Genomic DNA, 11,886 nt, shown 5'->3' with positions numbered 1-11,886 from the left:
AAAGGAGGTTATCATATGATTTGGTCTTTAATCGTTGGTGGTATATTAGGGTGGCTTGCTAGCTTAATTACTGGTAGGGATGTACCAGGCGGTGTAATTGGTAATATTATTGCTGGTATTATTGGTTCTTGGATTGGTGGGAAATTACTTGGTAGTTTCGGCCCAGTAATCGGCGGATATGCAATTATTCCAGCTTTAATTGGTGCGATTATTTTAATCTTCATCGTAAGTTTCTTATTGCGAGCAATGCGAAAATGAATGTAAGGACTGTTTACATTTGTAAGCAGTCCTTTTTATATGTTATGCTAGTATTATACAATCAGGAGGTGTCAGCATTGAAAACATTTACAGTAAATTTTCATCAAGAAGATAATGCTAAAGCGACAACAGTACATAAATTAAGTGAAGAGGACTTCAATAAAGCGACAGAAAAAGGTACTCGTCATCTATTTGATTTAGATACAAACGTTGGATTCTTCGTATTCTTTGACGCAGAAGATGCAGAAGGAAATGATCAATACTTAATGCTACAATATGAAGGAGATCATGAAGAGCCAACTGCGTGTTACGGATTTGACTTAAAATTATACTATCAATTTTTAGCACTATACTTAAATGATCTTGAATTCCAAGGCGAAACGGATGAGGAAGAGGAAGAATATGGTCCAATTCATCATTTAGCTCACTTACTTTACCATATTGTTGAAGATGGTAAGTCAATCGAAGTGTAAAAATACATATGTAAAGCTGTCCTTTTTGGGCAGCTTTTTTCTATTTAAGGAAGGAGTGCAGTGTAAATGGCGAGAAGGGATATATAAGGAGATGGAAAAATGATAAACAATACAATTCCAAGTTTTTTAAAATTATGGGAAAGCACCGACGTAGAATTAGCAGTCCTCAATCAATACTTCACTTCGCATCCAGAGATATTTGAAGAATACTTTAAGTATCATTGTCCTAATACGAATGAACGTCTTTCTAATGCCATAAAACAATATCCCGCAAAAATAGAAGACATTCGTATCATTACTAAAACATTACCAATCATTATCCAAGAGGTAACAAATGCATATCATAATAAATTTAACTTTGATGTAAAAATGAAATTTCATTTATTTGTTGGAGGATTTGGATCAAATGCATTTGTAGAAAGAGAGATTATTGGAGATATGTTTTTTGCCGCAGAAAAATTATCTCCAAATTTAAATCACCTTCGTGTTATTGTCGCTCACGAAATAGGGCATATATATCATAATGTTATGTTACAAAATAATGGAATGGATTGGGAGAAAGCTGAGTGGACCGATGCGGCAGTTAATTTGTATCGTGAAGGTGTTGCAACATACGTATCAAAGCAAATTGTGAAAGGTTTAAATGAATCCGTGTATTACTCATATGACGATGATGGTGAACGTTGGTTACAATATTATATAGAAAATGAAGAACAAATAAAGAAACGTTTTTTGAAAGATTATATAGAAGGATGGACGTTTGAAAAAGAGAAAGAGTGGTTTCGGTTATCTGGCGGACAATATTTTGGATACAACCGACTCGGTTATTTTTTAGGAACAGCTTTTGTAGAATATGTTGCACAAGCATTGGGCGAGAGTGAAGTATTTACTTTTTGGAACAAACACAATTTGAAAAGAGGTGTAATGGATTGGTTATCGAAATGAATCAGATTATGATAGGGGGCTGAAATGTATGAGAGTGTATGTAAAGATAGGTATGTTATTTCTCGCTTTTACATGTATTTTTGCATTAGTAGCATGTAAAGGAACGGACGAAAAAAAGGAAACAGATCCAACAACGGAAAATAGTAAAAATGAACAGAATAATACTTCTGAAGAAAAGAAAGAGCCTGATGAAAAATCAAATAAGGCAGGGTCAACAAAACCAAAGATAGATCCAAGCACGAAAGATACAGTAATCAATCAAAAATCAATTAACCACGTTAAAGAATTATTTGAACTAGCGAAAGAAGGAAAAGTACCTAATGTTCCGTTCGCAGCGCATACAGGAGATATTGAAGAAATAGAAAAAGCGTGGGGGAAAGCAGATAAAACAGAACAAGCAGGAAACGGAATGTACGCAACTTTTACAAATAAAAATGTTTCCTTCGGTTTTAATAAAGGATCACAAGTTTTTGATGTACGCTCCTATCATGCAGAACTAAAATCAATTACATTACAAGAAATTGAAAAGGCATTAGGAAAACCAAACTCAGTTAAAGGAAATGGTGAAGATAAAATATATGTATATAAAGTAAACAATCAGTTTGAGTTAAAATTCATCATTCCAAAATCGACTGGTAAGGTAAATCATATTTCGGTATTTTCGCCTGAGGATAGTATTAATAAAATGGCAGGGTAATAAAGAAAGGATGTCACAAAGGTCATCGAGACTTTTGTGACATCCTTCTTTTTACTGTTAAAAGGGTGGGGAATGCAGCCTATAAAACATGGGGAGTATGCTCCGAAATGTCTTTTTTTATTTTATTACGCTCTAAATTTTGAACAAAAAGAGCTTGAATAATGCCCCCAATTATTAAGAAACAAGCACAAATATAAAATAGCATGCTACCGTTTAGTTTACTTAATAAAACGGCACCAAGTACAGGACCGCACGTTCGGGATATATCCCAATGTAACCCGTAAATTGAAAAATACAATCCACGTTTATCTGTAGGGGCGATTTCTGAAACAAATCGAAGTAAATGGTTTAAAGCGATGCTTCCACCAATGACTAAAAAGAGTAATGTAAAAAATAGTGACGCGATTGTTGCTGAAAGCCCGTAGCCAATTGCAGCTATTGTATAGCATGTGTAAGAAATAAGAATAATTTTCGCCATAGAAAATCTTTCAGACCATTTCACGAGGAAAACTTGCAGAAAGATTTCCATAATAGCTTTGCATGTTGAAATAAAAACGAGTGTGGGTTCGAAATCCGGAAAATTATGTTTCGCGAAAATAAGATAATTCGTCTCAGTTTGTGCATAAAAAAAGCTAATAGGAAGTGTAGAAATCATAAGTCCAAATACTGCGTAATGTTTGTGTACAAATTGTTTTGGAGATGTTACTTCAAATTTTTGCGTTGGTGTTGTCATTGCCGGAGCGGTTTCTGGAAGCTGCGTCCAAACAACGACTGCATATACTATAAGTGCAATGCTTTGTACTGTAAATACATATTCAGGGTGAGTCTTATAAAAAATAGTACCAATTAAAGGGCCGATTAGGGTACCTATTGCTCCCATCGTTTGCAGAAGAGAGAAGATTTCTGCTTGCTGATTTTGTTTTGTTAAATCAGCTATTTGTGCACGTTGAGCAGGAATATATAAGGAACGGCCAACCCCATTTATGACATATAACAAAGCAAATATAAAAACGGATTGAGCAAAGATGAAGCTGCCGATTGCAACGCCTTGCAGCAGTAAGCCGAGTAACATAATTTTCTTTCGCCCATATTTATCAGTCACTCTTCCAGCAATAAGTGTAAATATAATGTCCGAAAGCGGTTGTAACCCGAAAATAAGCATAGTCATCATAATATTGCCGTTTAGCATCTTATTAACGTAAATAATCATAATGATAGCTAACATGGATTCTGTTGTTCGAGTTAATAATTCACCGCACAGTCTAATGATGATTGGTTTATTGTAACGTAATAAGAGATGATTCAATATTATTTCCTCCTTTCTATATTGAAATGATAAGATGAAAGGAGAAATGGAAAAAGGGTAAAAAGAATAGGGAGTATTTTTCACCTTTTAGGGGGAATATGATGTTTATTTTAGATCAATACATTGAACTATGGGTTGCCTATGGGAAAGGGAAAAAAGAAGGAGAACAATTAGAAATAACAGTCCAAAATATATCCGAAACATTATTTTGTACAGAACGTAATAGTAAATTGATTATAAAAAAATTAGATGAGTTAAATTGGATTGCTTGGTTTCCAGGACGAGGGAGAGGGAGGCGTTCTAAAGTAATATTTCGAAAGCATCCGAAGTCATTAATTTTAGATAAGGGAAAAGAAATAACGAAAAAAGGGGATGTGAGGAGCGGAATCGAATTTGTGGAACGCTATAGCTCGCTATTTTCATCCGTACAGAGTGAATATCAGTCATGGATTGATTCAATATTTGGTCATAAAATAGAAATGACATCTGAAGGGAGAAGAGATGTCCTTCGTTTGCAAGTACAAATGAATCTAGATATCGCTTTAGATCCGGTTTACGCTACGATGCGATCGGAATGTCATATGGTTAAACATATTTTTGATACACTTGTATATGTAAATGAGGAAACAAACTCTATAGAACCAAGGCTTGCTTTTCAATGGGAATATGATGATGCTGAAAAGGTATGGACTTTTTATTTACGAAAAGGCGTTCGTCTTCATAATGGGAAACGACTTACTGCACATCATGTCATACATTCATTAAAACGATTTATGAAAGCTGAAAACAACCCACATGCATGGATGTTACAACATGTTGAAAGTTTCCGTGCAGTGGATGAATTTGTTGTTGAAATTCAATTACATACGGAAAATAGGATGTTTTTACATATGCTAAGTGCAGAACAATGTTCTATCGTAAAGGAAGATGAAGCGGGAAACTTCATAGGTACAGGACCTTTTATATTACAAGAGAAGAATACACATTTATTTGCATTAGAAGTACATGATTTATATTATCGTGAAAGACCTTTTCTTGACCGAATTGAACTATTGAATGTAGAGCAAAATGTAAATACATATGACGTATTAGTAAAGGCACAGTATAAAGATAAAGAAAATCTTAATAAAGAACTTTCACGGCTTGAATCGAATGTGACATATGTAACGTGTAATCTTGTAAAAAAAGGGCCAATGCAAGATGAGCTGTTTCGAAAAGCGCTATACAAAATTATTCATGGTGATAAAATCGTTCAAGAACTCGGCGGAGAACGTGGAGAAGTGGCAAAGAAACTAATATTAGCAAATGAAAGTATAGTAGATATTGACGAAGATATCCAAAGTTTAATTAAAAGGAGTACGTATCATAGTGAAGTGCTACAACTATACACATTTACAGGACGAGATCACGTTGAAGATGCACAATGGATACAAAAAGAGTGTGCGAAGTACGGGATTCGTGTAGAAACCAATTTTCTTGAAATAGAAGATCTTTTAGAAATTAGTACGATACAAAAGGCTGATATGATGCATGATAGCGCAACAATTAGCGAACGAATAGAAGATAGTTTGTTATATATGTTTCTTACAAAAAACAGTTTTATTCATGGGCAAAGCAGCGTGGATTTTCATAAATTATTGTCCCCTTATTTTAAACAAGAACAAGTAGAGGAAAGAGTTACACTGTTACGCGATATTGAGGAGACATTGTTACGTCAAGTTCAAGTTATTCCTTTATACCGTAACAAACAACAAGTAACTTCTCATGAAAAAGTACAAAATATAATGATTAATTCACAAGGGTGGATTGATTTTTATGAAATATGGTTTACATGTTGATATATAAGGGTTTTTACGCATTTTATAAGATGCGTGAGAACCCTATTTTTTTTGTGTGAAACAGGATTGTTTTACACATTGTTACGCTACTTGTGATAAAAGTCTATTTACAGCGTAACAGTGTTATGTTACATTGTTATCAGGAAGGAGTGTTATACAGTTGAGTACAGATTTAATTTCAAAAAAAGATTTATTAGAACTTACTGGTATTTCATATGGACAGTTATATAGGTGGAAAAGAAAAAATTTAATACCGGAAGATTGGTTTGTACGAAAGTCTACATTCACGGGTCAGGAGACATTTTTTCCGAAAGAAAAGATTTTAGAGCGAATTGATAAAATCCAAACGATGAAAGAGGATCTATCACTTGATGAACTAGCGAATATGTTCTCACCGAGTGTGAGAGAAATTCTTTTAACAAAGGAAGACGTTTTACGTAAAGGGATTGCATCAGAACCAGTTTTACAATTTTTCATAGAACAAACGAATAAAACAGCAGAGTTTCAATTTGTAGATATTCTTTATGTGTACATGTTAGAAGAATTACTACAATCGGGAGAGATTAGTTTAGAAGAAGGAAAAATGGTCTTGCAAGTTTTACGTGAAAATTATGAAGCAATGAAACATAAAACGTGTGACTTAATCATTATCCGAAAGTTAGGTATTTCTACATGTTTATTAGTTTCAAACGTGGACGACTTAATTTTTGAAAAAGGCACCAAAATCGTTTTACGCGAAGCGATTATGAAACATACCGAAGCATTAAAAACTAAATTGTTGTAATGGAGGAGAAAGTATGCGTACAGATAATTTGATTATAAATGGTTACGGTTCATCGAATGGCGGTGAGTTTCATAAAGTGCAATTAAACGGAAAAGGAACTGTGAATGGAAATGTCGAATGTGAGCAATTTGAATGTAACGGTTACGGAGCAGTTACTGGCGATTTGAAAAGTAACAGTGCACGAATTAGCGGATCTGGTAAAGTCGATGGCACAGTTCATGCTGAAACGATGCGGATTGATGGGAAAGCTACAATTACGCAAAATGTAAAGGCAAACAGTTTGAAAATTGCAGGAAAAGGTACGATAGGCGGAAATGTCACAGGTGAAGAATTTAAAGTCAATGGTCAAGCAACAATTGACGGTAATTGTGAAGTGGATACTTTTTCTTCAGAAGGGCAATTTACAATTGGCGGATTATTAAGCGCTGATGAAATAAATATTAATATTCACGGTACATGTCGCGCGAAAGAAATTGGTGGTCAAACGATTAAAGTAAGACATAGATCAGGTACATTAAGTAGGCTATTTAAAACAGTATTTGGCTTGCAGTTAGAAGCTGAACTATTAGAAGGTGACAATATTGATATTGATTATGCTCACATAAGAACGGTAAGAGGAAACAATATTACAGTAGGACCGAACTGTGAGATTGAACTCATTGAATATACAGGTGTTCTTACTGTTGATAAAAGCGCAAATGTAAAAGAAATTAAGCAGGTTTAATGGGAAGGAGAAAGTAATATGGAACATCCACATAGTCTCACAGTAAATGGTTCCGGTAATTCAGCAGGCGGAGATTATAATAAAGTGAAGATTCGCGGTGAAGGAACGATTTCTAATGATATGAGCTGTAATGAATTTAAAACGTACGGCACGAGTGATGTACGGGGGAATATGAAAGTAAAAAATTATGTTGTGTATGGAGATAGTGAAGTACAAGGAAATGTCGATGCAGAATATGTAAAAGTATATGGTAATACAAAAATGCATGGTGATGCACATATTGAAAAAACAAAAGTTAGAGGTATGATAGATATTGCTGGGAAGTTTTCAGGTGATTTTGTCGATGTAAAAGGTGCTTTAAATGTGAGGGGAAATATTGAAGTAGAAAATTTATCATTAACTGGTGGTCTTGAAAGTGATGGATTACTTAATGCTGAAAATATTCAAATCTCACTTCGTTATGAAGGAAGTAAGGTAAGAGAAATTGGTGGTAAAAAAATTACGATTCGTAAAAAAGCGAGATTTCTTCCTTTTATTAGTCATGTTGGAAACCTTCAAACTTCAATTGTTGAAGGAGATGATATTTATTTAGAACATACGATTGCTGACATAGTGAGAGGAAACAACGTTACAATTGGCCCTGGGTGTGAAATTAGTGTTGTAGAATATCATACTAGTTTTAATCAAAAGGGTAATACAGTCGTAAAAGAACATAAACAAATATAAGTAGTATGAGGGAGAGCAAGGTTATGGTTGAGAAGAATAATAAGCTCGGCTTTATTGTGGCGGGCTTATTGCTAGGTATTTTAATGGCATCAATGGATAATACCATTGTCGTAACAGCGATGGGAACGATCGTTGGTGACTTAGGAGGTCTTGAAAACTTTGTATGGGTCGTTTCTGCCTATATGGTCGCAGAAATGGCAGGTATGCCGATATTCGGTAAACTATCAGATATGTATGGTAGAAAGAGATTCTTTATTTTTGGTTTAATCGTCTTTATGATTGGTTCGGCACTTTGTGGTACTGCTGAAAACATTACACAGTTAGGCATTTATCGTGCGATTCAAGGTATTGGCGGCGGGGCATTAGTACCGATTGCATTTACTATCGTGTTTGATATTTTCCCTCCTGAAAAGCGCGGGAAAATGGGTGGTTTATTCGGAGCAGTATTTGGATTGTCAAGTATTTTCGGGCCATTACTTGGCGCATATATTACAGATTATATTAGTTGGCACTGGGTATTTTACATTAACTTACCGCTTGGTATTTTAGCACTTATTTTTATTACATTCTTTTATAAAGAATCACGAGTTCATAGAAAACAAAAAATTGATTGGTTTGGCGCAATTACTTTAGTTGGTGCAGTAGTTTCTTTAATGTTTGCACTTGAACTTGGCGGACAAAAATATGATTGGGATTCTAGCTTTATTTTAAGTTTATTTGGTGGATTCGCTATTTTAATTATTGCATTTATTTTTATTGAACGAAAAGTAGAAGAGCCAATCATATCATTTGAGATGTTTAAGCAGCGTTTATTCGGAATGAGTACCATTATTGCTTTATGTTATGGTGCTGCGTTTATGTCAGCAACTGTATATATTCCGTTATTCATTCAAGGTGTATACGGAGGTACCGCAACAAACTCAGGGTTATTACTATTACCGATGATGTTAGGATCAGTTGTAACAGCGCAATTAGGTGGGTTTTTAACGACGAAGCTTAGCTACCGAAACATTATGATTATTTCTGCTGTTATTATGCTAATTGGACTATTTTTATTAAGCACATTAACGTCAGAAACAAGTCGTGTATTATTAACAGTGTATATGATTATTATTGGATTTGGAGTTGGTTTCTCATTCTCTGTACTAAGTATGGCGGCTATCCACAACTTTGGTATGGAACAGCGAGGGTCTGCGACTTCAACGAGTAACTTCATTCGTTCATTAGGCATGACGCTTGGTATTACAATCTTCGGAATGATCCAAAGAACAGGTTTCCAAGATCAATTAGAAGAAGCATTTAAAGGTATGAACGGGGGAATGAATACAAACGCTTTAGGAGATTCAAGAGCTATTTTATCAGAATCGGCAAGATCTCAAATTCCACCGCAAATATTAGATAAAATTATTGATGCTCTTTCTAGCTCAATTGTCCAAACATTTATGTGGGCATTGGTACCAGCTGGTTTAGCATTCATATTTATTTTCTTTATGGGAAATGAGCGCATGGTAATTAAAAAACAACAAAAGAATAAAAAGAGCGAAACATCAAAAGCGTAATGAAAAAGCTCCCTTCCAATTGGAAAGGAGCTTTTTCGTATGTACGGATTTAGATTAGCCTTCGATGATTTCGTATTCTTCGTCTGCTAATAATAAAATTTGTGTTTTCTTACCTTTGTTTTGAACTTCGATTACATCGTAAGCACCTAAGTCTCTTATTTTGCTTTGAGAAGCGTTAACCATAACTTCAATAGAATCAATTAAGATATCTTCTTCAATGTATGATTCAGGCAATGCCATATCTTCAGTATCTAATACACATGCGTATAGATTTTGTAAGTTTTCAGCAGTTGGATTTTGTTCTTCAACATCAATGATGTTTTTTACTGCTTCCATATTTTCTTCTTTTGCTTGGTATACTTTAATTTTAGCCATTGTTTTAATCTCCTTTATAACGTAATCGTAGAGGCTACACTTCATTATAACGTTTTTTTCATGAAAGATGAAATTGTTATATGTATTTATAGGGAAATTTATGTGTTAGTACTCATTTTTAATGCGATAAGTAGGCAAATATATTCCTGCGTTAAAGTTATATTGTCCAAGCTTTTCTCATATCCCCCTCATATTATGTGTATGAGATAAAACATATAGAGAAGGGATGGAGTGTAAGTGGGTTGTGAGCCAAAACGAAATGATCGATGTTGTCAAAATAGTATTTGTGAATTTTTGCGAAGTCTAGAGCCTTTTACAAAAGTTGAGAGTATTGTAATTGCCGGAAATGAAATTGTTGTATCTTATTTTCTTTCATTTAATAAGAAGAATGGTGTCGTATCCTTCGTACAAGAGGACGATGAGGTTATTTTTGTAGATTGCTCTAAGATTGATGCAATTCGAATAGGAAAAGTTTGTAGTTGTAAAACGAAAGTCAAATTTATTGAAGAGGATTTCAGTCTACTTGGAAACGTTTGTCCGCAATGTTTAACAGAGGGAAGCACACTCTTTTTTGACTTTCACAATTCAGAATTGAATTTATCACTTCAAGCAAAAACAATTGATGCGCCTAGTTGTACTGGGTTTATAGATGAGATGGGAAATGTAGTAAAACAAATTACTATAATAGGTGAAGCAATTGTTTCTAAAGATTTTGTTCAAGTACCTGATTCATTAAGTTTCCGACTAGTATTATCTGATACGGCTACGAATCCTTTAAAGTTTGGAATACTGTTCATTAATTTCCCTGATCTTACGTTTATTATTCTTTTCGCATCGAGTGGATACCTCAACATTTCGAATTGTTTGAGGATAGAGAGTGGAACTGGTAATGCTGAAATAGAAGAGATGAAAAAGATAATATCAAATGACGATAATACGTACACATCAGTTGTTAAAGTGACTAAAGTATATAAAAACGGAGGAAGAGAATCATTTGTTTATAAGAAGGAGTTATAACATATATTTTTAAATGAACCCTTAAACTAATGTTAAGGGTTTTTACATAATAAAAGATTATAGATTGTGAATTTTTATTAAGTATATTATCTGTAAACCTATACACTAGAAAGTCATTTACTTTTTGATTAAATGTTATAATAATTTTATATTTATGAATAATTTATAATTATATGGAATGTAGTAGACGTTTGCTTATATGTAGAAAAGAGTAGAAGTACATTAATTCTAAAGAAAGCAGGAATGTAATGATATATGAAGCGAATATACATACAAGAGAAAAATTAGTTACTATGTTCGAAGATTTCAATAACGTTGTTTTACTTTCTTATTTACAAGGACATATGGGTACCGCTTGGGTAAATGATCTTGAAAATCCGACAGTAGCGCAAATTACGGTAGGGATCTTTACATTTTATGCTGGGGATTCAAAGGTGAAAGAAACAGAAGAATTGCTTCGAAACATTCCTGATAGAATGTTAGCCATCGTAAATAGTGTAGAATGGAAAAAGCGTCTAGAAACATTTTACGAAAGAAAAATAGATAAGTTTTTACGCTATAAATTTAAACGTAATGCAGAAGTTTTTGATCGTTCAAAATTACAATCTCTTATATCAGCGCTTCCAAAAGGATACGAGTTAAGAAGAATAGATGAAAATATCGTAAATAACCCTACATTACATAAAGTCTCTAAAGATTTTACAAGTCAATTTCAATCAGTAGAAGATTATATAAACCGAGGTATAGGGTATTGTATCTTGTATAAAGGAGAAGTTGTATGCGGTGCATCATCATATAGCATTTATGATAATGGCATTGAAATTGAAGTTGCGACTGATCACAATTATAGAAGAAAAGGATTGGCGACTATAGTTAGTGCAGCACTAATCTTGGACTGTTTAGAAAAAGGGATATATCCAAACTGGGATGCAGCGAATACTACATCTGCAAAACTAGCTGAAAAACTAGGATATGTTTTTGATAAGGCGTATGATACTTATTTTGTGGATAATAGTTCAAATAAAAGAGCAGTTAGCCAAAGCTAACTGCTCCTCTCCAAAGGGGGAATGGAGAGATACAATCATGTTATTTACATTATTGACGGGAGGTTGATTTTTAATCAATCTTCTATAAAAGTTGAGATAAAATATTTTTAATTAATCCTGAGGATCCAATTAAGAGTA

General features: G+C 33.9%; 13 protein-coding genes. 11 read left to right on the top strand and 2 right to left on the bottom strand.

Features of this window, described 5'->3' with window-relative positions; all coding sequences use genetic code 11:
* Positions 1-15: 15 nt before the first annotated feature.
* From PQF83_RS08440 to PQF83_RS08425, 4 genes are all read left to right on the top strand, one after another.
* Positions 16-258 (top strand): GlsB/YeaQ/YmgE family stress response membrane protein, encoded by a 243-nt coding sequence (locus tag PQF83_RS08440; protein ID WP_000638307.1) that lies wholly within the window; start codon positions 16-18, stop codon positions 256-258.
* A gap of 77 nt (positions 259-335) precedes the next feature.
* Positions 336-731, top strand: a complete 396-nt coding sequence (locus PQF83_RS08435; RefSeq protein ID WP_000847587.1) for a hypothetical protein — start codon at positions 336-338, stop codon at positions 729-731.
* A 99-nt stretch (positions 732-830) separates the two neighbouring features.
* Positions 831-1,676: a hypothetical protein gene (locus PQF83_RS08430; RefSeq protein WP_000609539.1), complete on the top strand. Its 846-nt coding sequence runs from the start codon at positions 831-833 to the stop codon at positions 1,674-1,676.
* 28 nt (positions 1,677-1,704) lie between these two features.
* Positions 1,705-2,373 (top strand): YjgB family protein, encoded by a 669-nt coding sequence (locus PQF83_RS08425; RefSeq protein WP_001267132.1) that lies wholly within the window; start codon positions 1,705-1,707, stop codon positions 2,371-2,373.
* A gap of 79 nt (positions 2,374-2,452) precedes the next feature.
* Here the strand turns inward: PQF83_RS08425 and PQF83_RS08420 are convergent, their stop codons facing one another.
* Entirely contained in the window at positions 2,453-3,679 is a 1,227-nt protein-coding gene (locus PQF83_RS08420; protein ID WP_001016137.1) for an MDR family MFS transporter, read from the bottom strand.
* 101 nt (positions 3,680-3,780) lie between these two features.
* Between PQF83_RS08420 and PQF83_RS08415 the strand changes: the two genes are divergently transcribed.
* From PQF83_RS08415 to PQF83_RS08395, 5 genes are all read left to right on the top strand, one after another.
* Entirely contained in the window at positions 3,781-5,517 is a 1,737-nt protein-coding gene (locus PQF83_RS08415; protein WP_000470221.1) for an SgrR family transcriptional regulator, read from the top strand.
* Between the two features lie 160 nt (positions 5,518-5,677).
* Positions 5,678-6,301, top strand: coding sequence for a YhbD family protein (locus tag PQF83_RS08410; RefSeq protein ID WP_000102252.1), 624 nt, complete (start codon positions 5,678-5,680; stop codon positions 6,299-6,301).
* A gap of 13 nt (positions 6,302-6,314) precedes the next feature.
* Entirely contained in the window at positions 6,315-7,025 is a 711-nt protein-coding gene (locus PQF83_RS08405) for a bactofilin family protein (RefSeq protein WP_001258377.1), read from the top strand.
* Between the two features lie 18 nt (positions 7,026-7,043).
* A complete protein-coding gene (locus PQF83_RS08400) occupies positions 7,044-7,751 on the top strand; it encodes a hypothetical protein (RefSeq protein ID WP_000400893.1) in 708 nt (235 codons plus the stop codon).
* A 23-nt stretch (positions 7,752-7,774) separates the two neighbouring features.
* Positions 7,775-9,310 (top strand): MDR family MFS transporter, encoded by a 1,536-nt coding sequence (locus tag PQF83_RS08395; RefSeq protein ID WP_000229604.1) that lies wholly within the window; start codon positions 7,775-7,777, stop codon positions 9,308-9,310.
* 54 nt (positions 9,311-9,364) lie between these two features.
* On the opposite strand, the gene PQF83_RS08390 is transcribed toward PQF83_RS08395, so the two are convergent.
* Positions 9,365-9,685 (bottom strand): hypothetical protein, encoded by a 321-nt coding sequence (locus PQF83_RS08390; RefSeq protein WP_001062732.1) that lies wholly within the window; start codon positions 9,683-9,685, stop codon positions 9,365-9,367.
* 237 nt (positions 9,686-9,922) lie between these two features.
* Here PQF83_RS08390 and PQF83_RS08385 point away from each other — a divergent pair, with 237 nt between their 5' ends.
* Positions 9,923-10,702 carry a BC_2878 family exosporium-associated protein gene (locus PQF83_RS08385; RefSeq protein ID WP_000501714.1) on the top strand — a complete coding sequence of 260 codons (780 nt, stop codon included), beginning with the start codon at positions 9,923-9,925 and terminating at the stop codon, positions 10,700-10,702.
* A gap of 248 nt (positions 10,703-10,950) precedes the next feature.
* Positions 10,951-11,748, top strand: coding sequence for a GNAT family N-acetyltransferase (locus PQF83_RS08380; protein WP_000638717.1), 798 nt, complete (start codon positions 10,951-10,953; stop codon positions 11,746-11,748).
* Positions 11,749-11,886 lie beyond the last annotated feature (138 nt).

It is taken from the genome of Bacillus sp. FF-1, assembly GCF_028548245.1.
Lineage (GTDB): Bacteria > Bacillota > Bacilli > Bacillales > Bacillaceae_G > Bacillus_A > Bacillus_A paranthracis.
The sequence above is the reverse complement of the archived record's forward strand: the minus strand, read 5'-3'. Positions and strand labels throughout refer to the sequence as shown.